This is a genomic window from Cellulomonas sp. KU4C, from assembly GCF_056868065.1.
In genome coordinates this window covers 807,632-829,637 of the sequence record NZ_CP200322.1, presented here as the reverse complement: position 1 = coordinate 829,637, position 22,006 = coordinate 807,632, and the positions used below count along the sequence as shown (strand labels likewise).

General features: G+C 70.1%; 24 protein-coding genes. 17 read left to right on the top strand and 7 right to left on the bottom strand.

Annotated features, from left to right (window positions below):
- Positions 1-52: 52 nt before the first annotated feature.
- Positions 53-1,018, top strand: coding sequence for a cold-shock protein (locus AC1VL8_RS03905; RefSeq protein WP_483074224.1), 966 nt, complete (start codon positions 53-55; stop codon positions 1,016-1,018).
- Positions 1,019-1,044: 26 nt separating this feature from the next.
- On the opposite strand, the gene AC1VL8_RS03900 is transcribed toward AC1VL8_RS03905, so the two are convergent.
- Genes AC1VL8_RS03900 through AC1VL8_RS03890 form a run of 3 tightly spaced genes read right to left on the bottom strand, consistent with a single transcriptional unit; the run spans position 1,045 to position 3,238 of the window.
- Entirely contained in the window at positions 1,045-1,251 is a 207-nt protein-coding gene (locus AC1VL8_RS03900; protein WP_483074223.1) for a helix-turn-helix domain-containing protein, read from the bottom strand.
- Entirely contained in the window at positions 1,251-1,724 is a 474-nt protein-coding gene (locus AC1VL8_RS03895; RefSeq protein ID WP_483074222.1) for a DUF2975 domain-containing protein, read from the bottom strand. Before AC1VL8_RS03895 ends, AC1VL8_RS03900 begins: the two co-directional genes overlap by 1 nt.
- 59 nt (positions 1,725-1,783) lie before the next feature.
- Entirely contained in the window at positions 1,784-3,238 is a 1,455-nt protein-coding gene (locus tag AC1VL8_RS03890) for an MFS transporter (RefSeq protein WP_483074221.1), read from the bottom strand.
- Positions 3,239-3,437: 199 nt separating this feature from the next.
- Here AC1VL8_RS03890 and AC1VL8_RS03885 point away from each other — a divergent pair, with 199 nt between their 5' ends.
- The 11 genes from AC1VL8_RS03885 to nrdF all read left to right on the top strand — a co-directional run bounded on the left by AC1VL8_RS03885 (position 3,438) and on the right by nrdF (position 15,468).
- The gene (locus tag AC1VL8_RS03885) at positions 3,438-4,079 is read left to right on the top strand and encodes a TetR/AcrR family transcriptional regulator (RefSeq protein WP_483074220.1); all 642 of its coding nucleotides are present in this window, start codon (positions 3,438-3,440) and stop codon (positions 4,077-4,079) included.
- Positions 4,080-4,927: 848 nt separating this feature from the next.
- Entirely contained in the window at positions 4,928-5,725 is a 798-nt protein-coding gene (locus tag AC1VL8_RS03880; protein ID WP_483074219.1) for a hypothetical protein, read from the top strand.
- Positions 5,726-5,997: 272 nt separating this feature from the next.
- Positions 5,998-7,854 (top strand): molecular chaperone DnaK, encoded by a 1,857-nt coding sequence (gene dnaK, locus AC1VL8_RS03875; RefSeq protein ID WP_483074218.1) that lies wholly within the window; start codon positions 5,998-6,000, stop codon positions 7,852-7,854.
- Positions 7,851-8,480: a nucleotide exchange factor GrpE gene (locus AC1VL8_RS03870; protein WP_389235653.1), complete on the top strand. Its 630-nt coding sequence runs from the start codon at positions 7,851-7,853 to the stop codon at positions 8,478-8,480. The genes dnaK and AC1VL8_RS03870 overlap by 4 nt, the downstream gene beginning before the upstream one ends.
- A 106-nt stretch (positions 8,481-8,586) precedes the next feature.
- Positions 8,587-9,597 (top strand): DnaJ C-terminal domain-containing protein, encoded by a 1,011-nt coding sequence (locus AC1VL8_RS03865; protein WP_483074217.1) that lies wholly within the window; start codon positions 8,587-8,589, stop codon positions 9,595-9,597.
- 61 nt (positions 9,598-9,658) lie between these two features.
- The gene (locus AC1VL8_RS03860; protein WP_389235647.1) at positions 9,659-10,102 is read left to right on the top strand and encodes a heat shock protein transcriptional repressor HspR; all 444 of its coding nucleotides are present in this window, start codon (positions 9,659-9,661) and stop codon (positions 10,100-10,102) included.
- Between the two features lies 1 nt (position 10,103).
- A complete protein-coding gene (gene bla, locus AC1VL8_RS03855) occupies positions 10,104-11,063 on the top strand; it encodes a class A beta-lactamase (RefSeq protein WP_483074216.1) in 960 nt (319 codons plus the stop codon).
- 438 nt (positions 11,064-11,501) lie between these two features.
- Entirely contained in the window at positions 11,502-11,747 is a 246-nt protein-coding gene (nrdH, locus tag AC1VL8_RS03850; RefSeq protein WP_389235641.1) for a glutaredoxin-like protein NrdH, read from the top strand.
- Between the two features lie 81 nt (positions 11,748-11,828).
- Positions 11,829-12,245, top strand: a complete 417-nt coding sequence (gene nrdI, locus AC1VL8_RS03845) for a class Ib ribonucleoside-diphosphate reductase assembly flavoprotein NrdI (protein ID WP_389235638.1) — start codon at positions 11,829-11,831, stop codon at positions 12,243-12,245.
- 35 nt (positions 12,246-12,280) lie between these two features.
- Positions 12,281-14,386 (top strand): class 1b ribonucleoside-diphosphate reductase subunit alpha, encoded by a 2,106-nt coding sequence (nrdE, locus tag AC1VL8_RS03840; RefSeq protein ID WP_483076182.1) that lies wholly within the window; start codon positions 12,281-12,283, stop codon positions 14,384-14,386.
- 107 nt (positions 14,387-14,493) lie between these two features.
- Complete coding sequence (gene nrdF / locus AC1VL8_RS03835) at positions 14,494-15,468, top strand: class 1b ribonucleoside-diphosphate reductase subunit beta (RefSeq protein WP_389235632.1); 975 nt, start codon at positions 14,494-14,496, stop codon at positions 15,466-15,468.
- 199 nt (positions 15,469-15,667) lie between these two features.
- Here the strand turns inward: nrdF and AC1VL8_RS03830 are convergent, their stop codons facing one another.
- Positions 15,668-16,399, bottom strand: coding sequence for an adenylate/guanylate cyclase domain-containing protein (locus tag AC1VL8_RS03830; protein WP_483074215.1), 732 nt, complete (start codon positions 16,397-16,399; stop codon positions 15,668-15,670).
- A 244-nt stretch (positions 16,400-16,643) separates the two neighbouring features.
- Here AC1VL8_RS03830 and AC1VL8_RS03825 point away from each other — a divergent pair, with 244 nt between their 5' ends.
- Positions 16,644-17,564, top strand: coding sequence for a hypothetical protein (locus tag AC1VL8_RS03825; protein ID WP_483074214.1), 921 nt, complete (start codon positions 16,644-16,646; stop codon positions 17,562-17,564).
- A gap of 8 nt (positions 17,565-17,572) precedes the next feature.
- Here the strand turns inward: AC1VL8_RS03825 and AC1VL8_RS03820 are convergent, their stop codons facing one another.
- Together AC1VL8_RS03820 and AC1VL8_RS03815 are read right to left on the bottom strand one after the other, a co-directional pair.
- Positions 17,573-18,142, bottom strand: a complete 570-nt coding sequence (locus AC1VL8_RS03820; RefSeq protein WP_483074213.1) for a Pycsar system effector family protein — start codon at positions 18,140-18,142, stop codon at positions 17,573-17,575.
- Between the two features lie 61 nt (positions 18,143-18,203).
- Positions 18,204-18,488, bottom strand: coding sequence for a helix-turn-helix domain-containing protein (locus AC1VL8_RS03815; protein WP_483074212.1), 285 nt, complete (start codon positions 18,486-18,488; stop codon positions 18,204-18,206).
- Between the two features lie 621 nt (positions 18,489-19,109).
- On the opposite strand from AC1VL8_RS03815, the gene AC1VL8_RS03810 reads away from it, so the two are divergent.
- The 4 genes from AC1VL8_RS03810 to AC1VL8_RS03795 all read left to right on the top strand — a co-directional run bounded on the left by AC1VL8_RS03810 (position 19,110) and on the right by AC1VL8_RS03795 (position 20,995).
- Positions 19,110-19,475, top strand: coding sequence for a hypothetical protein (locus AC1VL8_RS03810; protein ID WP_483074211.1), 366 nt, complete (start codon positions 19,110-19,112; stop codon positions 19,473-19,475).
- 78 nt (positions 19,476-19,553) lie between these two features.
- Entirely contained in the window at positions 19,554-19,928 is a 375-nt protein-coding gene (locus AC1VL8_RS03805) for a hypothetical protein (RefSeq protein WP_483074210.1), read from the top strand.
- On the top strand, positions 19,912-20,274 hold the full coding sequence (locus AC1VL8_RS03800; protein WP_483074209.1) for a hypothetical protein: 363 nt from the start codon (positions 19,912-19,914) through the stop codon (positions 20,272-20,274). Before AC1VL8_RS03805 ends, AC1VL8_RS03800 begins: the two co-directional genes overlap by 17 nt.
- Positions 20,267-20,995, top strand: coding sequence for a hypothetical protein (locus AC1VL8_RS03795; protein WP_483074208.1), 729 nt, complete (start codon positions 20,267-20,269; stop codon positions 20,993-20,995). Before AC1VL8_RS03800 ends, AC1VL8_RS03795 begins: the two co-directional genes overlap by 8 nt.
- Before the next feature lie 205 nt (positions 20,996-21,200).
- On the opposite strand, the gene AC1VL8_RS03790 is transcribed toward AC1VL8_RS03795, so the two are convergent.
- Positions 21,201-21,485 (bottom strand): hypothetical protein, encoded by a 285-nt coding sequence (locus tag AC1VL8_RS03790; RefSeq protein ID WP_483074207.1) that lies wholly within the window; start codon positions 21,483-21,485, stop codon positions 21,201-21,203.
- Positions 21,486-22,006: the final 521 nt, after the last annotated feature.

Genomic DNA, 22,006 nt, shown 5'->3' with positions numbered 1-22,006 from the left:
CCGCAGGGGGGACACTGGGGGGAGCATCTGCTGTCGTCACGAGGAGTCCGAAGTGCCCCAGGGAACCGTCCGCTGGTTCGACGCCGAACGAGGCTTCGGCTTCCTCGCCCTCGGTGACGACGCCGAGGACCTGTTCGTCCACGCGTCCGAGATCGTCGACGGCGACGGGACGCGCGCCCTCCGCGAGGGCCAGGAGGTCGAGTTCGAGGTCGGCGAGGGCGACCGCGGCCCGCAGGCGCGGCGCGTGCGGGTCACCGCCGAGGCCCCCGCGAGCACCCTCGGCGTGCTGGGCACGGTCGCCTGGTACGAGTCGACCAAGGGCTACGGCTTCGCGACGGTCGACGGCGGCGGCGAGATCTTCGTGCACAGCTCGGCGATCGTCGGGGGCGGTGTCGTCACCGAGGGGCAGCGCGTCGCGTTCCTCGTGGTCGACGGGGAGAAGGGGCCGCAGGCGGACCACCTGCTGCCGCTCGGGCCGCAGGCGGGCCGGCAGGCGACGTCCGACGGCGCCGACGGCACCGTGGTGTTCTTCGACGTCGCGAAGGGCTTCGGGTTCGTCACGCCCGACGACGGCGGCGAGGACCTGTTCGCGCACGCGCGGTCGCTGGTCGGCGGCGCCACCGAGCTCGTCGAGGGCGACCGCGTGAGCTACCGCGTCGCGGACGGCGAGCGCGGCCCGCAGGCGCAGGACGTGCGGATCGTGGGCGGCCAGCAGCGTCGGGGCCCGTCGGGTCCGTCGCGCGGCGGCCACGGCGGGCGCGGCGGTCAGGGCGGGTTCGGCGGAGGTCGGCAGCAGGGTGGCGGCCGCGGCTCGGCGCGCGGCGGCGAGGGCACGGTCGCGCGGTACGACGCGGACCGCGGCTTCGGCTTCATCTCGCCCGACGACGGCGGCCCGGACCTGTTCGTGCACGTCTCGGTCGTCCGGGACGGCGAGGTCCTCGAGGAGGGCGACCGCGTCCGGTTCCAGGTGCGGCAGAGCGACCGCGGGCCGCAGGCCGACCGCGTCGACCTGGTCTGACCCCGCGGCGGGTCGGCCCGGGGACCTCAGTCGGTCTCGTGCCGCAGCAGGTCCCCGGGCTGGCACTCCAGCACCTCGCAGAGCGCGTCGAGCGTGCTGAACCGCACGGCCCGCGCCCGCCCGTTCTTGAGCACCGCGAGGTTGGCGGGTGTGATGCCGACGCGCTCGGCCAGCTCGCCGACGGTCATCTTGCGGCGCGCGAGCATCACGTCGATGTCGACGACGATCGGCATCAGATGACCTCGTCGAGCTCGGTGCGCAGCGTCGTGGCCTTCGCCAGCAGGGTCCGCAGCACGAGGACGAGCAGGGCGATCCCGGCCGCGCCGACGCCCCCGAGGACGACCAGCAGCACCAGGCCCGGCGCGACGGCCTCCCCGGGTGCGAGCACGAACGCGAGCACGATCGCGAGCAGCCACGCGGCGACGGCCGCGCCGATGACGACGTCGACCCAGCGGAACGCCGCGCGGGAGAACACGGTGTCGCGGCGGGCCATCGTCAGCAGCTGCCAGACGCCGACGAGGGCGACCTCGACGGTGCCGGCGCCGAGCAGGGCGATCAGCCCGAGGGGCCAGCGCAGGTGCGCCGCGTCGGGCTCGGCGGCGAGGTCGCGCACCATCGCGGGCACGACCATCACCTGGACGGTGACGAGGCCCGCCGCCAGCAGCACGATGAGCGCCCGCAGCGCGAGGACGGTCCAGCGGTTCATGGGGCAGCCCTTCGTCGGCGTCTATCGAAAAACGATAGTAAACCATCGACCGTCGATCGTCACTGGTGCTCGTCGACGGCACGCGAGCTGCTGAGCGACAGGGCGCCCACGCCTACCAGGAGCCCGACGACGACGGCCAGCGTCGTGAGCACGACCCGCTCGCCGTGGAAGAACGACGCCACCAGGTCGCCGGTCCAGGTCCCGTCGGGCAGCACGGTCGTGACCAGGACGGCGATCAGCGTGCCGACCACGGCGGTCCCGACGCTGCTGCCGACCTCCTGCGCGGTGTCGTTCAGCGCGGCGCCCAGCGACGTCCGGTTCTCCGGCATCGCGGACACCAGGGCGACGGCGCAGATCGTCATGACGGTGCGCAGGCCGAACGTGAACGTGACCATCAGGGCGGCGATCGCGGGGTAGCCGTGCTCGACGCCCCAGGCGAGGCCGCCGAGCGACCCGGCGAGGAACACGGCACCGACCAGGCAGGCGACCCGGTGGCCGCAGCGCCGCGCGAGGCGCTCGGAGAGCGGTGCGGCCAGCACCATCGTCGCGATGAGCGGCAGGTTGGCGAGGCCCGCGCGCACCGGGCTCCACCCGTACGCGTACTGGAAGTGCAGGATCAGGCTGAACATCACGCCGGCCATCGCGATCGCCGTGCCGACCTGGGCGACGGCCGCGCCGCGGACGATGCCGTCGCGGAACAGGGTGAGGTCCAGCATCGGCTGGGCGGTGCGGCGCTCGTGCCGCAGGAACCCGACCAGCGCGAGCACCGCGCCCGCGCCGGAGGCCCAGGTCCACGGCGACGTCCAGCCGTGCTCGACGCCGCTGGTCGCGGTGAGGCAGGCCAGGCCGATCGCGGCGATGCTCAGCAGCGACCCGGGCAGGTCGAGCCGGTCCTGCGTGAGTCCGGCGGGGTCGTCCGCCGCGACGCCCTTGCGGACGCCGAGCCACGCGACCAGCGCGACCGGGGCGTTGACCAGGAGCAGCCACTGCCAGCCGACGTGCGCGAGGGCCGTGCCGCCGAGCAGCGGCCCGAGGACGAACCCGCTCATGCCGACGACGATCATCACGGTCATCGCCCGCGTCCTCAGCTCCTGGGAGTCGAACAGCCGGAACACCAGCGAGTTGGTGATCGGGGCCATCGCGGCCGCGGCGACGCCGAGCGCGGCGCGCAGGGCGATGAGCTCGCCGGACGTGCCGACCGCCGCGGCCAGCAGGCTGATCAGCCCGAACGCGGCGAGGCCCCAGAGCAGGACGCGGCGCCGGCCGATCCGGTCGGCGGCCGAGCCGGCGGTCAGCAGCAGGCCGCCGAACGTGAGCGAGTACGCGCCGGTGACCCACTGCAGCGCGGTGGTGCCGGCGCCGAGGTCCCGGCCGATGGTCGGCAGGGCGATCGTGAGCAGGGTGTTGTCGACCATCTCGACGAAGAAGGCGAGGCAGAGCGCGGCCATCGGGATCCACGCGGCGCGCAGGGACGGGTAGGCCCGCGGGGTCGCGGGTGCGGTGAGAGCTGACATGACGGAGTCCAATCGAACGGCGTTCGGTTACCGAACAGTGTTCTACACCCTCGAACGGTGTTCGGTACAGTGCTGCCATGCGTGAGGACGAGGTCGTGGCCGGAGCAGCCCCCGGGAGCCGGGGGAGCCGGCCCGGCGTCGCGGGGGTGCACGCGCCGCCGGTGGCCGGCGCCGCGCCTCGCACTCGATGGACGCCGTGGTGGCCGAGGCCGTCGCCCTGCTCGACGAGGCCGGCGAGCCCGGACTCACGTTCCGCGCGCTGGCCGGGCGGCTCGGCGGCGGGGTCGGCAGCATCTACTGGTACGTGTCCAGCAAGGACGAGCTGCTCGAGCGCGCGGCGGACCACGTGCTGGCCGACGTCGTCGCCCGGACGGCCCACCTCGGCGCGGGCGCCGACCCGCTCGACGACCTGCGCGAGCTGGCGATCGCCTTCTACGAGGCCACCGTGCACCGGCCGTGGCTCGGCGCCTACTTCCTCCAGGACTCCGGCACCCAGGTGAACGGGCTCACCCTGTACGACCGGATGGGCCAGCAGCTCATGCGCCTCGACCTGACCCCCCGGCAGCGGCTCGACGGGGTCGCCGCCGTGATGGCGTACGTGATCGGCGTGGCGGCCGACCGGGGCCAGGACCCGCCGCCGGAGGTCCGCGACGGCCGGGTCGACCGCGAGGAGTTCGTCGCCGAGCTCCGCGGCGACCTGCGCGCGCTCGACGAGGACGCGTTCCCGTTCCTGCACCACGTCGCCGAGGAGTTCGCCGCGCACAAGGACGACGAGCAGTTCCGGGCCGGGCTCGACCTGCTGATCGCGGGGCTGCGGAGCCAGGCGGCCTCCGGGGGCTGAGCCAGGGCGAGCGGCCGGCCCAGGTTGGGCAGCACTGTGACGGCAGAACCGTGCTGGTGACCAAAATCGGCCTCAGTCTGGCGCACCCGGCGCACCCGGCGCACCCGGCGCACCCGGCGTGCGCCGCCCCTATTAGGCGCTCGATTTCGGTCACCGATTGCTCGATCACGAGGCGGGCTTCGTGTTTGCAGCCGGCGCGAACGAACTGGGTTACTACATCACGGAGCGCGACAGTCGCGCGATCTGCTCTCTGACGACTGCAGAAGAACGGGCGGGCTGACGTTGGCCGCATGACGCTGGCGGCGTCGGGCAACGACCGATTGGCATCGAATGGGCAGAGAACCCGTCACCGCCGATAGGCCGCGCTTCACGCCGCGGTGTCCAGCAGAACCTGGCTAGTAGAACTGCGCTCATGGCGAGCGCCAGTTGAAAGAACCGATTGAAGTAGCAGACTCTGCGGCTGACGACACGCTAGCGTGCTGCTTGTCGTCGTCGAGGGGCCTCGCGTGTGGCATGCAGCGGGCTCAAGGCAGCGGAAGCGCCGTCGGAAGAGTTTGATGGGGGTCAATCGCACGTAGGCAAGAGCCCGCGCGAACCGTGTCGCGCCGTCGTTGAGGTGCTCGTCGACGCCGCGGCGCTGGTTTGAGCCGCGATGAAATCGGAAGAAGGGTTGCCTGATGGCGAATGGCGAGAGCTTCGACAGGGGCGTGAGCCGGTTTGGGCGGTCTTTGGCCGCCAGGCGTTTCCGGGTCGACATGTCTACGGTTAATGCGTACTTTTGGGTCGGACGCCTATCTGAAGGCGGACTTAATGATGCACTTAAGGGTGCTCAGCCGACGGACGACCCAATGAGCCACCTTTCACTCCCTGCGCTGTTTGAGCGCCGGCTGGGTCATGACGTTGCACGACTCAGCGAAATGGCGAAAACCGCTAGTCGGTGGCGCCGCCTGCTGACCCTCGTGATGATAACTTCCTCTTTCGAGCGCTTTCTTTCTGACATTGCGAGGGTCGCGATGGATTCCGATCCACTGCTCCAAGAGGGTTTCCCGAAATTAATCGACGGAGCCCAGTTGATCAAGAGGGGCATTGTGTTTCCTCCTCGGGAAGTAAGTGGACTTGTCGTTGGCGACTGGAACAGCAGGCTGGCATGCTACGCGTCATATTTTGGAACTCCACCTGACGGCTTGAGGTCCGCGCTGAGCGACCTCGAGTTCCTGCGCCGCACTAGGAACCAGGTAGCGCACTCTCTTGGAGTCGACGATGGGTTCAATGGCGGCGCGCGGGGGGGTCGTGATCCACAGGCGTCCATCCTCGATCAACTATTGGGTGTCAGGCGGCCGGAACTGCTCCCGGGCGCGACGGTGTCGGACGCGCGACTCATGAAGCTCATGGCGACCGTTCAAAGAGCAGCGGATGGGATCGACGCGGCGCTGCTCGGATCGCACATCGGGGCATATGAAATAGTCGAGCTATATTTGGATTGGGTTTCGAACCCTGAAGGCTTCGAGAGTCGAACGGGTGTCGTGCTCACCGGGCACCGGTTGCAGCAAGAGAACCGGTTCCGATTCGTGATAGGTGAACTCCTGGGAGTCGGGCTGGGCGATAAGTACTTGGAGGGATTGTCACGATTCGTCGGCGGACTTTAGTCCAGTACCGCCAGGCGCGCCTTCGTGCGAGTGTGCCGATCGATTGGCGCTGCGCCGCTTGCGACGCGGGCTGGCACGACCGGCCGCCGCGCGTCGCCCGGGAACAACTGGCGGCCACCCAGGGTTGAGCGTGGTGGACTCAAGTTCGCCCCCGCGGAGTTGCCAGCACGGCGACCGCGTCGCAGACTTGAGCGCAGCAGGCTCAAGGCGCCCCGGCCACCACGGCCACGGACGCCCCACGGACACCGCACGACGAAGGAAGAGGCACTCACATGGCACGAGCAGTCGGCATCGACCTGGGCACCACCAACTCGGTGGTCGCCGTCCTCGAGGGCGGGGAGCCCACCGTCATCGCCAACGCCGAGGGCGCGCGCACGACCCCCTCGGTCGTCGCGTTCTCCAAGACCGGTGAGGTCCTGGTCGGCGAGGTCGCCAAGCGCCAGGCCGTCACCAACGTCGACCGCACCATCGCCTCGGTCAAGCGCCACGTCGGCACCGACTGGACGACCGAGATCGACGACAAGAAGTACACGGCGCAGGAGATCTCCGCCCGCGTGCTCGGCAAGCTCAAGCGCGACGCCGAGGAGTACCTGGGCGAGCCCGTCACGGACGCGGTCATCACCGTCCCGGCGTACTTCAACGACGCCGAGCGCCAGGCGACCAAGGACGCCGGCCAGATCGCCGGCCTCAACGTCCTGCGCATCGTCAACGAGCCCACCGCTGCGGCCCTGGCCTACGGCCTCGAGAAGGGCAAGGAGGACGAGCTCATCCTCGTCTTCGACCTCGGCGGCGGCACGTTCGACGTCTCCCTGCTCGAGGTGGGCAAGGACGACGACTTCTCCACCATCGAGGTCCGCGCGACCTCCGGCGACAACCGCCTCGGCGGCGACGACTGGGACAACCGGATCGTGCAGTGGCTCGTCGGCCAGGTGAAGAACAGCACCGGCGTCGACCTGTCGAAGGACAAGATCGCCCTCCAGCGGCTGCGCGAGGCGGCGGAGCAGGCCAAGAAGGAGCTGTCGTCCGCGACCAGCACCAACATCAGCCTGCAGTACCTGTCGATGAGCGAGAACGGCCCCATCCACCTGGACGAGAAGCTCACCCGGGCGCAGTTCCAGGAGATGACCAAGGACCTGCTCGAGCGTACGAAGGCGCCGTTCCAGGCCGTCATCCGCGACGCCGGCATCAAGGTCGCCGACATCGACCACATCGTCCTCGTGGGCGGCTCGACCCGCATGCCCGCCGTCACCGACGTGGTGCGCGAGCTCACCGGCGGTCGCGAGCCCAACAAGGGCGTCAACCCGGACGAGGTCGTCGCCGTCGGCGCCGCCCTGCAGGCCGGTGTCATCAAGGGCGACCGCAAGGACGTCCTGCTGATCGACGTGACCCCGCTGTCCCTGGGCATCGAGACCAAGGGTGGCGTGATGACCAAGCTCATCGAGCGCAACACGGCCATCCCGACCAAGCGCAGCGAGATCTTCTCGACCGCCGAGGACAACCAGCCGTCCGTGCTGATCCAGGTGTTCCAGGGCGAGCGCGAGTTCGCGCGGGACAACAAGCCGCTGGGCACGTTCGAGCTGACCGGCATCGCGCCGGCCCCGCGCGGCGTCCCGCAGGTCGAGGTCACCTTCGACATCGACGCGAACGGCATCGTGCACGTGTCCGCCAAGGACCGCGGCACCGGCAAGGAGCAGTCGATGACGATCTCTGGCGGCTCCGGCCTGCCGAAGGACGAGATCGACCGCATGGTCAAGGAGGCCGAGGCGCACGCCGCCGAGGACAAGCAGCGTCGCGAGGAGGCGGAGACCCGCAACTCCGCCGAGCAGCTCGTCTACTCCACGGAGAAGCTGCTCACCGACAACGACGACAAGCTGTCCGACGACGTCAAGTCCGAGGTCCGCGGCGCGGTCGACGACCTGAAGAAGGCGCTGGAGGGCGAGGACCTGGCCGAGGTCACCGCCAAGCAGACCGCCCTGGTCGCCGCCAGCCAGAAGATCGGCGAGGCGCTGTACTCCCAGAACCAGGACGCCCCCGCCGGTGAGCAGCCCGCCGCGGAGCAGCCCGCCGCGTCGTCCGACGACGACGTGGTGGACGCCGAGATCGTCGACGACGAGGGTGACAAGAAGTGACCGACCAGCCGAACCCGCAGGGGCGTGATCCCGAGGAGGAGGCCCCGCGCGTGACCGACAAGCGCCGCATCGACCCGGAGACGGGCGAGTTGCGCGAGCCGACGCCCGAGGAGCAGGTCCTCGCCGAGGCCGAGCAGGCGGCGTCCGCCGCCGAGCAGGCCATCGCCGGCGAGGGCCTGGCCGAGGCGCAGCAGCTGGCGGCCGAGCGGCTCGACGAGCTGCAGCGGCGCAACGCCGACTACTACAACCTCGAGCAGCAGTACTCGGCCTACGTGAAGCGGTCCAAGGCCGAGGCCCTGAACGCCCGCGACCAGGGCGTGGCCGCGGTCGCCGAGGCGCTGATCGGGGTGCTCGACGACATCGAGCTCGCCCGCCAGCACGGCGACCTGGTCGGGCCGTTCGCCTCGATCGCCGAGAAGCTCGAGGCGACCGTCGGCCGGTTCGGCATCGAGCGGTACGGGGCGCCCGGCGAGGCGTTCGACCCGCAGGTGCACGAGGCGCTCATGCACGGGCACTCGGCCGACGTGACCGAGCCGACGGTGCAGCAGGTCCTCCAGCCGGGCTACCGGCTGGGCGACCGCATCGTCCGGCCGGCGCGCGTCGCGGTCGTCGACCCGGAGGCGTGACGAGCAGGATGAGGACCCGCCGGGCGCACGTGCCCGGCGGGTCCGCCCGGTCCGCGGCCGCGCGCCGGCGGACCGGGGACCACCGACCCACACGGAGGGAGGCGCAGTGAGCGGTCAGGACTGGCTGGAGAAGGACTTCTACGCCGTGCTCGGCGTCCCCAAGGACGCCGACGCCGCCGCGATCAAGAAGGCGTACCGCAAGCTCGCCCGCACCATGCACCCGGACCACAACCCCGGGGACGCGGTCGCGGAGGCCAAGTTCAAGGAGGTCGGCGAGGCGTACGCCGTGCTGTCCGACCCCGAGCAGCGCCAGCAGTACGACCAGCTGCGCGCGATGGCCGGCGGGGCGCGGTTCCGCGCCGGGACCGGCGGCGCGGGCGGGGGCGGCGGCGCGAACGGCGGCTTCGAGGACCTGTTCGGCGGCGTGTTCACCGGCGCCGGCGGCGGGGGCAGCCGCGTGCGGTTCCCGCAGGGCGGCGGCGGAGGTGCCGGCGGTGGCGGGTTCGAGGACCTGCTGGGCGGCCTGTTCGGCGGGGGCGGCGGCTTCGGCGGCCAGACCCGCGGCGGGCGGCGCGGCGCGGACCTGTCGGCCGTGACCACGCTGCCGTTCCGGCAGGCCGTCGAGGGGTCGACCGTGGCCCTGGGCGTCGAGGGGCGGACCGTCAAGGCCCGCATCCCCGCGGGCGTCCGCGACGGCCAGAAGATCCGGCTGCGCGGCAAGGGCCGACCCGGCGAGCACGGCGCCCCGGCCGGTGACCTCGAGGTCACCGTGCGGGTCACGCCGCACCCGGTCTTCGGGCTCGACGGCACCAACCTGCGGGTCACGCTGCCGGTCGCGTTCGACGAGGCCGCGCTCGGCGCCGACGTGACGGTGCCGACGCTCGACGGCGGCACGGTCCGCCTGAAGATCCCGGCGGGCACCCCGTCGGGGCGGACGCTGCGCGTCAAGGGCCGCGGCGTCACCACGGCGAGCGGCACCGGCGACCTGCTGGTCACCGTGCAGGTCGTCGTCCCGCAGCGGCTCAGCGCCGCCGCGAAGGAGGCCGTGCAGGCGTTCGGCATCGCGACGTCCGGCGAGGACCCGCGCGCCGACCTGCTGGCGCGCGCCGCGGAGTGAGCCACGACCGGCCGGGTGCGGCGCACGCCACCCCGGCCGGTCCCCGAGCGAGGAGGGTGTGATGGCGTCCGAGGACGCGCAGGTCTACGTGATCTCGGTGGCCGCCGAGCTCGCCGGCATGCACCCCCAGACCCTGCGGCAGTACGACCGGCTCGGGCTCGTCCAGCCCGGCCGCACCCGGGGTCGCGGCCGCCGCTACTCGCTGCGCGACATCGCGACCCTGCGCGAGGTGCAGCGGCTCTCCCAGGAGGAGGGCGTCAACCTCGCCGGGATCAAGCGGATCCTCGAGCTCGAGAACGAGGTCGACCGGCTCCGCAAGCAGGTCGAGTACCTGCGGGCGTTCGCCGAGCCCGGCCGGCGCGTGTTCACCGCGCACCCGTCCGGGGACGTCGTCGCGATGGGACCGATGGGCCGCAGCCAGCGCCGGCGTGGCGAGGCGCCCGTGGACCCGCGCGCCGTCGGAGCGCCGGGGGCCATCGTGCTGTGGCGCCCGGCGGGGCGGTGACGTGACCCGCGGTCTGCGTGCCGTCGCGGGGGCCGTGGGCGTCGCCCTGCTGCTCGTGGCGTGCGGCGCCCCCGCGGACCCGCCTCCCGCGGACCCGACCGCCCCCGCGCCGTCGACCTCCGCGCCCGCCGACCCGCCCCCGACCCCCACGTCCGCGGACCGCACCGCGTCGGTGGTGGACGCGCTGGTCGCCCTCGAGCGGTCGTCCGGCGCCCGCGTCGGCGTCTACGCGGTCGACACCGCGACCGGCGACGTCGTGGCCTACCGGGCCGACGAGCGGTTCGGGTACGCCTCGACGCTCAAGGCGCTCGCGGTGGGGGAGCTCCTGCGAGGGCAGCCGGCCGCGGCGCTCGACGAGGAGCTGCCGCTCGCGCCGGAGGACGTCGCCGACGCGGGCTACGCCCCGGTGACCGGCGGGCGGGTCGGGGAGCGGCTGACCGTGCGCGAGCTCGGCGCGGCCGCGGTGTCCGAGAGCGACAACGGCGCGCTGAACGTGCTGCTGCGCCGGCTCGGCGGCCCGGAGGCGCTGCAGGCCGCGCTGGTCGCGGCGGGCGACACGACGACGCTGGTCGACGCGGACGAGCCCGACCTCAACCGGTTCACGCCCGGCGACCCCGCCCGCACCAGCACCCCGCTCGCGCTCGGCGAGGGCCTCCGGCGGTACGCGCTGGGCGACGCGCTGACCCCGGAGGTCCGGGACGTGTACGTCGGCTGGCTGACCGGGTCGACCACCGGGGACGCGACCATCCGCGCCGGGGCGCCCGCGGGCTGGGTGGTCGGCGGCAAGACCGGGTCCGCCGGCCGGTACGGGTCCCGCAACGACGTCGCCGTGCTCTGGCCGCCGGACCGCGACCCGGTGGTGCTCGCGGTGCTGACCGACCGGCCGGAGCCCGACGCCGAGCCGGACGACGCCGTGCTCGCCGCCGCCGCGTCCGTGGTGCTGGCGGCGTACGGCGGCTGAGCCGCGAGCAGCGCGCGCTGCCACCGGCCGGCCCGTCCGCGGGGTGCGACACGCCGGTGCGCCGCGACACGCCGGGACCTCCGGGGGTCGTCGCCTGGGACGTGCGTCACCCCCGGACGGCGGTCCGCCGGTCGTCCACATGTGGGTCCGGGTGTGGGCGGGTCTGGGGATATCTGTGGACGACCGTGCAGGCCCGGCGCGTGGCCAGCGGGAGGGCCGCGTGTCGGTGGTCGGTCGTAGCCTGTGGATGAACCCGGACACCGGGAGTTCTGCACAGGCTGTGGACGAACGACACGCGTGTAACACCAGTCCTAGTGGTCCGTTGCGGGACGCACCACTAGGTGTAGTGTTCCAACTCGCTGCTCGACGCGGGGACCGGACCACCGGGAGACCCGCCCGGAGCGGCCCCAGAACAGCATTCAGACCGGGGAGACCACGATGACCATCACCGTCTACAGCAAGCCGTCGTGCGTCCAGTGCAACGCGACCTACCGCGCGCTGGACAAGGCCGGCCTGCAGTACGAGGTCGTCGACATCACCGAGGACGCCGACGCCCGTGACTACGTCATGTCGCTCGGCCACCTGCAGGCGCCGGTCGTCGTGGCCGACGGCCAGCACTGGTCCGGCTACCGCCCCGACCAGATCAAGGCGATCGCCGACCGCGCCGCGGTCTCCGTCGCCTGAACCGACCGCACGCCGCCCGATGACCCGGGCGGCCCGGTCGCACGGCAGCACGATCGAACGCAGGCGCGGGGGAGGGCGAGCATGAGCTCCCTGGTCTACTTCTCCAGCGTCTCCGAGAACACCCGCCGGTTCGTCGACAAGCTCGACATCGACGCCACGCGGATCCCGCTCCGACCCTCGGAGCCGTTCCTGCGCGTGCAGGACCCCTATGTGCTGGTGGTCCCCACGTACGGCGGCGGCAACGAGGGCGGGGCGGTCCCGCGGCAGGTCGTCAAGTTCCTCAACGACCCGGCCAACCGCTCCCTGATCCGCGGCGTGATCGCGGCGGGGAACACCAACTTCGGCGCGCACTACTGCATGGCCGGAGACATCATCGCGGCGAAGTGCCAGGTCCCGTACCTGTACGCCTTCGAGCTCATGGGAACGACCGAGGACGTGTCACGCGTCCGAGACGGATGGGGACGGTTTTGGCAGCGACACTCACAGATGACGGCGTGACGGACGCGACCGAGGTCATCACCCTCACGCCCGAGATGGACTACCACTCGCTCAACGCGATGCTGAACCTCTACGGCCGCGACGGCGAGATCCAGTTCGACAAGGACCGGGAGGCGGCGCGGCAGTACTTCCTGCAGCACGTCAACCAGAACACCGTCTTCTTCCACGACCTCGAGGAGAAGCTGGACTACCTGGTCGAGCACAAGTACTACGAGCCCGAGGTGCTCGCGCAGTACGACCGCGCGTTCATCAAGAGCCTGTTCAAGCACGCCTACTCGAAGAAGTTCCGGTTCCAGACCTTCCTCGGCGCCTTCAAGTACTACACCTCGTACACGCTGAAGACGTTCGACGGCAAGCGGTACCTGGAGCGCTTCGAGGACCGCGTCGCGATGGTGTCGCTCGCGCTCGCCGAGGGCGACGAGACGTTCGCCCTCCAGCTCGTCGACGAGATCGTCTCCGGCCGCTTCCAGCCGGCGACCCCGACGTTCCTCAACCTCGGCAAGGCGCAGCGCGGCGAGCCCGTGTCCTGCTTCCTGCTGCGCATCGAGGACAACATGGAGTCGATCGCCCGCGGCATCAACTCCGCCCTGCAGCTGTCGAAGCGCGGCGGCGGCGTGGCCCTGCTGCTCTCGAACATCCGCGAGCACGGCGCCCCGATCAAGCACATCGAGAACCAGTCGTCCGGCGTCATCCCCGTGATGAAGCTCCTCGAGGACTCCTTCTCCTACGCGAACCAGCTCGGCGCGCGCCAGGGCGCGGGTGCGGTCTACCTGCACGCGCACCACCCCGACATCATGCGGTTCCTCGACACCAAGCGGGAGAACGCGGACGAGAAGATCCGCATCAAGACCCTGTCGCTGGGCGTCGTGATCCCGGACATCACGTTCGAGCTCGCCAAGAACAACGAGGACATGTACCTGTTCTCGCCGTACGACGTCGAGCGCGTCTACGGCAAGCCGTTCGCCGACGTGAACGTGTCCGAGAACTACCGCGCGATGGTCGACAACGGGCAGATCCGCAAGCAGAAGATCAAGGCCCGCGACTTCTTCCAGACGCTCGCCGAGCTGCAGTTCGAGTCCGGCTACCCGTACATCCTGTTCGAGGACACGGCCAACAAGGCCAACCCGATCAAGGGCAAGATCACGCACTCCAACCTGTGCTCGGAGATCCTGCAGGTCTCGACGCCCTCGACCTTCAACGAGGACCTGTCGTACGACCACGTCGGCCGTGACATCTCCTGCAACCTCGGTTCGATGAACATCGCCCTGGCGATGGACTCCCCGGACTTCGGCCGCTCCGTCGAGACCGCGATCCGCGCGCTCACCGCCGTGTCCGACCAGACCGACATCGAGTCGGTCCCGTCGGTCAAGCGGGCGAACCGCGGCGGGCACGCCATCGGCCTCGGGCAGATGAACCTGCACGGGTACCTGGCGCGCGAGCGGATCTTCTACGGGTCCGAGGAGGGCCTGGACTTCACGAACATCTACTTCTACACGGTGGCGTACCACGCCATCCGCGCGTCGAACCTGCTCGCCAAGGAGCGGGGCCAGGCGTTCGCCGGCTTCGAGGACTCGACCTACGCGTCCGGCGCGTACTTCGAGAAGTACGTCACCGGCACCTGGACGCCGAAGACCGCCCGCGTCGCCGAGCTGTTCGCGACCTCCGGCGTGCACATCCCCACGCAGGAGGACTGGAAGGCCCTGGCCGAGTCGGTGCGCGAGCACGGGCTCTACAACCAGAACCTCCAGGCCGTCCCGCCGACGGGCTCGATCTCCTACATCAACAACTCGACGTCGTCGATCCACCCGATCGCGTCGAAGATCGAGATCCGCAAGGAGGGCAAGCTCGGCCGCGTGTACTACCCGGCGCCGTTCATGACGAACGACAACCTGGAGTACTACGACGACGCGTACGAGATCGGCTACGAGAAGATCATCGACACGTACGCCGAGGCCACGCAGCACGTGGACCAGGGCCTGTCGCTGACGCTGTTCTTCAAGGACACCGCCACCACCCGCGACATCAACCGCGCGCAGATCTACGCGTGGCGCAAGGGCATCAAGACGATCTACTACATCCGCCTCCGGCAGATGGCCCTCGAGGGCACCGAGGTCGAGGGCTGCGTGTCCTGCATGCTCTGACGTGACCGGTGCCGGCCGGGCCCCTCCCCCGCGAGGGCCCGGCCGGCGCGTCACCGTGAGGGTGCAGTATCAGCAGCAGACGTGAACGACACCACGATGGAGCAGTGATGGCTGAGAAGCTGAAGTTGGTCGACCGCGTGCAGGCGATCAACTGGAACCGGGTCGAGGACGAGAAGGACGTCGAGGTCTGGGACCGGCTCGTCGGCAACTTCTGGCTGCCCGAGAAGGTCCCGGTGTCCAACGACATCCAGTCCTGGGCGACGCTCTCGGACGTCGAGAAGCAGATGACGACCCGCGTGTTCACGGGCCTGACCCTGCTCGACACCATCCAGGGCACCGTCGGCGCGGTCTCGCTGATCCCCGACGCGATCACCCCCCACGAGGAGGCGGTGTACACCAACATCGCGTTCATGGAGTCGGTGCACGCGAAGTCCTACTCGTCGATCTTCTCGACGCTGATCTCCACCCCCGAGATCGACGAGGCGTTCCGCTGGTCGGAGGAGAACCCGAACCTGCAGCGCAAGGCCGAGATCGTCCTCGACTACTACCGGGGCGACGAGCCGCTCAAGCGCAAGGTCGCCTCGACCATGCTCGAGTCGTTCCTGTTCTACTCGGGCTTCTACGCGCCGATGTACTGGTCCAGCCGCGCCAAGCTCACGAACACGGCCGACCTGATCCGCCTCATCATCCGCGACGAGGCCGTGCACGGGTACTACATCGGCTACAAGTTCCAGAAGGGCCTGGAGAAGCTCACCGAGGCCGAGCGCACCGAGCTCAAGGACTACACGTTCGAGCTGCTCTTCGAGCTCTACGACAACGAGGTCGAGTACACCCAGGACCTCTACGACCCCCTGGGTCTCACCGAGGACGTCAAGAAGTTCCTGCGCTACAACGCCAACAAGGCCCTGATGAACCTGGGCTACGAGGCGCTGTTCCCGCGGGACGAGACCGACGTCAACCCGGCGATCCTCGCCGCGCTGTCGCCGAACGCCGACGAGAACCACGACTTCTTCTCCGGCTCGGGCTCCTCGTACGTCATCGGCAAGGCCGTGAACACCGAGGACGAGGACTGGGACTTCTGAGCCCCGGCCCGGGTACAGCAGCGACACTTGTGTCGTTTGACAGCGAACATTGGAGTTGTGCCAACGAAGGTTGGAACTCCAATGTTCGCTGTCGCCGGCTGTCGACCAGGCGCCCGGTGACCGCCCGCCAGTGGGGTAGCCAGCCGGTCTGGCGTGAACGGGTGACGGTTGGCGCGACCAGAGGTGCTCTCTCCACGCCTCAAGGCAGTGCCTCGAGCCAGTCGCTCATGTCCGTGCGAACCACCGAGCCGGTTCGGTATTGGCCGAGGTCGAAGCTGGACCCCTGCCTGAGCAGTCCCTGGTTGTGCTCGTTGAGGTTCTGGGCGAACGTCTCCCCGACCCAGATCGGGGCCGCCCCCGCGCGTCCGGCCTTGTGTGCGAGGTGCGCAGCCCGGTTGACGACGTCGCCCATGTAGATCACGTCGTTGATCCCGCTACCGGCGTATCCCGCCTGGATCATCAGAGCGCGCCCGTAGTCCAGCCCGATACCGAGTTTCAGCTCGGTGTCGTACCCGTGCTTCTTGAGCTTGTGGTTCAGCAGATTCTTGAGGGTGTTCGCCGTGTATGCGAGGCTGAAAACGTCGTCGATGGCTCGTGTGCTCGGGGTGTTGTAGACCGCCCAGACGCAGTCGCCGACGATGTTGACCTCGCGGACGTACACGTCGCTGTTGAGGACCGCGACCATCTCCGAGATGAACGACCGGTAGAGCTTCGCGAGGGTCGGCCTCTCGTAGTGCCTCGTGAGTCCCGACGAGTCCCGGATGTCGACGAAGAGCGCTGAGCAGTACGCGTAGTACCCGTTGGTGTACGTGAGCTTGTCGCGGTCGGGAAGGCTGTCGGCTTCCTCGAACTGACCAGCTGGCTGATCGAGGATGTCGTCGATGCGGCGTGCGCTGGCCACGTAGTCGTACGGGCGGTAGTTGCCGTCCATTACTCGCTCCCGATATCTCCAGCGCCGCCGGCGCTGCTGCCCTGCATCCGGCTCGACCACTCCTGCCCGCCCGAGGGCGTCGAACCACCGAACTCCGCGTCCCGCGAGGCTAGCGGCCTCGTGGACCGTTCGGGCCCGGATTCGCAAACAGAACCCCAGTGCGACGCTCGTGGCCGGTCTGACGGCACGCGGCGGTTGCTGCTGTGTCGGTGGGTGCTCGTATCTTCCAACCAAGGAGGCAACTATGGAACTGAACGCACTTCTCGGGAATCTGTCCAGCAACGTCGATGACGTACTCAAGACCGTCCCCGCCGTGCCGGAGATCGACGACCCGACGCTCGACGACATCCCGGGCCAAGGCTCCAGCAAGTGGCTGAAGATTCCCAACGTCGTGACCGTCGTGTTCGACTTGAAGGGCTCCACGCACCTCGGGACGGGCAGGCGCGACACGTCCACCGCGCGGATCTACAAGTCCGCGGTCGAGTCCGCGGTAGCCGTCTTGAACGAGTTCGAGGCGCAGTTCATCGACATCCAGGGTGACGGCGGCTTCGGCGTGTTCTGGGGGGACCTCGCCTTCGAGCGGGCCCTGTGCGCGGCCGTCACGATCCGCACCTTCAGTCGCACTCTCGTCGAGAAGTTCGAGGCCAAGTGGAACGACGGGAAGTTCCCCAAGACGGGGTTCAAGGTGGGCATCGCGTGCGGCCGAGTGCTGGTGAAGCAGCTCGGGACCCCGCGGAACGTCGACGAGCAGGAAGCGGTCTGGGCGGGGAAGCCGGTCAACTACGCCGCGAAGGCCGCCCAGGAGGCTGACGCCCACCAGATCGTCGTGACCGGCTCTGTCTGGGACCACTTTGAGAAGAACGACTACGTGGCGTTCAGCTGCGACTGCCACGGCGGAGCGAGCGCGACCCTCTGGGACGACTTCACGATCGAGCGGCTGCAGGACGAGAAGGAGAAGTACGGCCGGTTGCTCGAGGCCGGGTGGTGCGAGAACTGCGGTGCCGAGTACTGCGAGGCCATCCGGACGGGCCAGCGCAAGCGGGACGACATCGAGGACCGGGCCCGTCTCGACCTGACCAAGACGCAGATGGTCTCAGCTCTGGCTGCGAAGGCTCAGGAAGACCGGCGACGCAGGACCTCGCTGCTCCACTTGCGTCGGGGGTGACTCCGTCGTCAGCACCACAGGACGAGCGCAGCGGCGCCTCCGACGGCAGCCAGACCGGTGAAGGTCACGTACATGGACACGCTGGCCAGGACGTGCTTGTGCCAGGCGATTTTGCTCATACGGATGAGCTGGTGGGACAGTGTCGGAAGCAGCAATCTGCCGTCACGGAACGCGTCCTCGAGGGCTGCGGGGTCCCAGTGACGCAGGTGTCCGAAGTACACGACCCCGGTCCTCCACTCCCCGGCGCGTCGTCGGGTCGCCCACGCCCGGATCCTCGGGATCACAACGATCGCTGAGAGCGCCGCGCCAGCGAGCAGCAAGCCCACGCCACCGCCGCGCAGCCACTGCTCCAGGGGAGTCTCCACTCGTGAGAGCACCCATTCCTCGTCGCTCAGGGTCAGCACGACGACGATCGCTGCGGACTGGACGGCGAACAGGAAGGACGCCTTGGCGTCGACGGCGCTGGTGGCCCCGGCGACCTTGTCGTGGACTCGCCACGCGGCGTCGAGCGCGCGGCTGCCGTCCGGTACGCCTGCGGCGGTCTCAGGGGTCGGATGGCGGCGCCCGAACCATCCCATGGACCGGGACCTCCTCCGTCTCGTCTAGTGTCGCGCGTCCGTGCTTGGCCGCGGCCACACCTTAGCGATCGCGGGCCGTCCTCGAGGCGGTTGCATGGCCGTCAGAGTCCGCGGTCTCGACGTGCGGGAAGAACGACCGCGGCGATACACCAAGGGCCGTCGCGATCCGCCAGACGACCACGATCGTGGGGTTGCGCTGCCCGGTCTCGATCTCGGTGAGGTAGGTGCGCCGGATGTCGGCCGCTTGGCTCAGCTGCTCCTGGGTGAGTCCGGCGTTCATCCTGATCAGCCGGACTGCCGCCCCAAACGTCAGAAGCTGCGTGGCAGCGGGTTCGTCGCGGGGCACTCGCTTGACGCTAGGGAGCCGCGCGGGGCCTTTCGAGCCACTATGAGTGACATTTGGAACACCGCTCACTGTCTAGACAGTAGGCGGGCAGCAGCGGGCCAGCAACCGACGGGATCGCTTCCTTCCTCTTGACGCGCGCGCCCGTGACGTCCACGATGAGTGACATCGCACAGGGCGCTTGACGGTCGGAGGGACCCGTCTCGACGGCTGACAGCGGCGCCACATGACCGGGCGAGGGGAGCGGGTCATGAGTCCAAAGAGGGGCCGCCGGCCGCAGGCGCCGGCGATCGACCGATACGCGCAGGTTCGATGGTGGGCGTCGTCGATCGCCCTCGCCACCACCGGCCTGGTCGGCGGACTCCTGTCCTTTGTGGCGGGAGAGCCAGGCGCTCTGGTCCTTGCCCTGTTCGTCATCGCGATCGTCGCGGGTACGGGCAGGTTGCGGGCGAGGGACGAGTTCCGTCGGGGTTGGCGCTTCGGCTACGAGAGCGCCGTGCGGGCGCTGATCGAGGCGAAGCTCGGGCGTACCTCCGACGTGGAGGTCCGCGCCACCGTCGAGGGGGACCCGACACCGGAGCCGTGGGAGCGACACGTCCCGCCGAGGATCCCACCGAGGTCGCGATGAGCGCCCCGACGGTCGACGAGCTCGTGCTGGCAGATGCCCACGGTGTGTGGGCGATCTGCTCGTCGAGCCCGACCGTCTACTACGTCGACGCGGACTCGTTGCTGATGCTGCGGTGGCTCGGTCCCGGTTCGACTCCGGGCTTTGCCGATGGATGTTGGGCCCCGCTGATCCAGGTCGAGTCGCTGTTCGGGCGCGACCAAGGCGTGATCCGCGTGGGGGACCGACACAAGTACACGTACGACTACGACCCGTCCGGCACCGACTACGGGTGGTGGCTCCAGCGGCTGGTGACCTCGATCGACTACGTCGAGGCCGAGGAGCTCGCCGGGTTGCCGGCCTTCCCGCAGGACGACCCGTTGTGACCGGTGCCAGCGGGATCCGCGCAACGGCGGACCCGTCGGTGCCCGACGACAACGACACTGCGAACGGTGGTGACCGCGATGAGCGAACCCGATGACCGGCCCAGTCCCGACGCCTGGGGCACACCGCGTCAGGTCATGCCGGCTCATGCGGTCATCCCGGACTTCGCACGACTCGGGATCGACGAGTGGGGGCCCGTCGTCCTCGTCCAGGACGGCAGGCGCGTCGCGGTGGTCGTCGGGTGGGACTGGTGGGCGGCGCAGCACGAGCGGTACCTGCACGCAGCCGCGGTCGGCTGGGCGCACTGGCGCGACGGGACCTTCGACGCCCAGGGCTTCGGGTGGAGCGTCCTGCCGTACCTGAGCCCGCCGCAGCCCCCGCCGGTCCACCCCGAACCAGCCCCGCCCTGTGATGACCTCGACGACGACAGCGACGACGATGTCCGCCACGGTTGACCCGATGCACACCGCCGGGCGGTGGCTCGTGACGACCGCGTCGGGCGCGATGCACCTGATCGAGTCCACCGGCCCGGACGGCACGGTCACCGCGACCCGGGTCACCGCTGGCCCGGTCGGGGACGACCCCCGGTTCCCGCTCGGGACGCTGCGCCGCGACGACCAGGCGTTGACCGTGGCGGGCATCCGCCACCTGACGGGCGACTCCATGACCGATGGGATCGTCGTGGGTGAGGACATGTGGCTGCAGCTCGAACCCCTCGACCCTGCTTCGGCGCTCACCCTGCGTCGGACGACTCCCGTGGTCTCGGTGGAGGAGCTGCCGGAGATGCACGCACATGGCTGACGGCGACTCCGAAACCGCGCCACCGGATGCCGACGACGAGCGGGAGCGCGCGCGTCAGGAGAGGGCCGCGGCCCGCCGCCAGCTGCTGGACGTCCAGCCGGGGAACATCATCGACCTCGACGCCGCGGCCGCCTGCGAGTGCACGTGCCACCCACGCCCCGGACAGGCGGACGAGCACGGCAGCGGCCTGTGCTCGTGCCAGTGGACCACCACCGAGCACGCAGCCCAGCTCGCGGAGCTCGGCCGCCTCCTCGCACCGCAGTTCACCGACACCGAAGCCTTGCAGCGCGAGGACGCGCGCGCCCTGGCCGCCGCCGCAGCAGAGCTCGACATCGAAGCCACCGAAGAGGTCCCGGGTGCACCCTGGGTCATCACCGGAAGCGTCGACGGCCGCCGGTACTACCTGCGCGACCGGTGGGACACCTACACCGTCGTCATCTCACCCGCCAACGACCCCGACCTCGACCCATGGCGTGCCCCCGAACGTGCCCAGCTCGTCGTGGCGCGCAGCGGTCACTTCAGCGACCTGTTCACCGGCCGGTGGGTGAACCCCCGCCGGGCCCTGCACGTCGTCGCCGCCGCGGTGCGCACCCAGCTACGCCGAGAGGTGTGCCCGCACCCCCACGCCGACGCCGACCGGTTCTGCCCGGCGTGCGGGGTGCCCCTGCGCGACGAAACCGCGCCCATCCGCGCCGGACGCGACGCCCCGGACCCTCAATGACGAGAGGACGACTGGCGAGCCGGCCTGCACCTGCGGGCGGTGCGGGCGGCGCCACCTCGGTCGCCCACCGGTGCTGACATAGGACGGTGGCGATGCCGATCCAACGAGCGGGTTCGAAGGGGAGTCTCTGCGTGCGTGCTTCTGTCGGGGGCGCCTGGCGGGATTCCGGCCCCGCCAGGCGCCCGGCGCGTGCGCCGTTCGCTTGTCAGATCTGCAGTCCCCACCCAGCTGGGAACGCCGGGTCGTCGGTGCTGTTCGGCAGGTCCTCCGGGCTAGCCTCGACCGCTTCCATCGTGCGGGGGATCTCGAAGGGCAGCCGCCCGCGCGGGTGGACCTCGCCGAACAGGGCTCGTGAGGTGTCGAGCGCGAGCAGCCTCGGCGACGCCGCGACACCGTGGGCACGACGCAGGAAGTCCGCCTCCGTCCGCATCAGGTCGTGCTCGTAGGTCAGCAGCGGAGTTCCGGCTGGGGGCGCGACCTTCACGACCACGCGCCGGCCGTCATCGAGGTCAACGGCATACGCGGCGTTGAATTTTCTGGGGCGACCCACTCGCGGAGCTCGTCTCGACGTCGCTGTTCCGCGACCCGCGGCGTGCTGCTGACTTCCTGAACGGGTACGCGGCAGTCGCTGGAGAACCCCTCGATCTCGGCCCGGGCGCTCTGCTGCGCCTGGCTCTCTACCGGGCGTACCTCGACATCATCATGGTCGTCGAAGGAACTCCGCGCGGCTACCGCGGTCCGCAGCACGCAGCTGCGCGCGCTCTCGCCCGGCGCCACCTCGCCGCGCAACTGCAGACCATTACCCGCCACCTTGGCTGAGCGGACATCATCATCACCATCGCGGCGATTCAGATCGGCGCCCGCAGTACCTCCCCGATGGGAACGTCATCGCGAGGAATCGCCGTCTGGTCCGCGGCCGAGCTCACGCTCGCGTCCGACGGCGGGCGGGGCTGCCGTCTGCCAGGGCGTCCGGTCGGTGCCCGCCAACGGTCGGCAGGCCGTGTGCCGGTC

Excerpts from the sequence above, each read along its gene's own strand:
- AC1VL8_RS03795 (WP_483074208.1), top strand. The coding sequence starts at position 20,267 with ATGGCTGACGGCGACTCCGAAACCGCGCCACCGGATGCCGACGACGAG.
- AC1VL8_RS03890 (WP_483074221.1), bottom strand. The coding sequence starts at position 3,238 with ATGTCAGCTCTCACCGCACCCGCGACCCCGCGGGCCTACCCGTCCCTG.
- AC1VL8_RS03825 (WP_483074214.1), top strand. The coding sequence starts at position 16,644 with ATGGAACTGAACGCACTTCTCGGGAATCTGTCCAGCAACGTCGATGAC.
- AC1VL8_RS03805 (WP_483074210.1), top strand. The coding sequence starts at position 19,554 with ATGAGCGAACCCGATGACCGGCCCAGTCCCGACGCCTGGGGCACACCG.
- dnaK (WP_483074218.1), top strand. The coding sequence starts at position 5,998 with ATGGCACGAGCAGTCGGCATCGACCTGGGCACCACCAACTCGGTGGTC.
- nrdI (WP_389235638.1), top strand. The coding sequence starts at position 11,829 with ATGAGCTCCCTGGTCTACTTCTCCAGCGTCTCCGAGAACACCCGCCGG.
- AC1VL8_RS03860 (WP_389235647.1), top strand. The coding sequence starts at position 9,659 with ATGGCGTCCGAGGACGCGCAGGTCTACGTGATCTCGGTGGCCGCCGAG.
- nrdH (WP_389235641.1), top strand. The coding sequence starts at position 11,502 with ATGACCATCACCGTCTACAGCAAGCCGTCGTGCGTCCAGTGCAACGCG.
- AC1VL8_RS03820 (WP_483074213.1), bottom strand. The coding sequence starts at position 18,142 with ATGGGATGGTTCGGGCGCCGCCATCCGACCCCTGAGACCGCCGCAGGC.
- AC1VL8_RS03895 (WP_483074222.1), bottom strand. The coding sequence starts at position 1,724 with ATGAACCGCTGGACCGTCCTCGCGCTGCGGGCGCTCATCGTGCTGCTG.
- nrdF (WP_389235632.1), top strand. The coding sequence starts at position 14,494 with ATGGCTGAGAAGCTGAAGTTGGTCGACCGCGTGCAGGCGATCAACTGG.
- AC1VL8_RS03810 (WP_483074211.1), top strand. The coding sequence starts at position 19,110 with ATGAGCGCCCCGACGGTCGACGAGCTCGTGCTGGCAGATGCCCACGGT.
- AC1VL8_RS03880 (WP_483074219.1), top strand. The coding sequence starts at position 4,928 with ATGAGCCACCTTTCACTCCCTGCGCTGTTTGAGCGCCGGCTGGGTCAT.
- AC1VL8_RS03800 (WP_483074209.1), top strand. The coding sequence starts at position 19,912 with ATGTCCGCCACGGTTGACCCGATGCACACCGCCGGGCGGTGGCTCGTG.
- nrdE (WP_483076182.1), top strand. The coding sequence starts at position 12,281 with ATGGACTACCACTCGCTCAACGCGATGCTGAACCTCTACGGCCGCGAC.
- AC1VL8_RS03830 (WP_483074215.1), bottom strand. The coding sequence starts at position 16,399 with ATGGACGGCAACTACCGCCCGTACGACTACGTGGCCAGCGCACGCCGC.
- AC1VL8_RS03900 (WP_483074223.1), bottom strand. The coding sequence starts at position 1,251 with ATGCCGATCGTCGTCGACATCGACGTGATGCTCGCGCGCCGCAAGATG.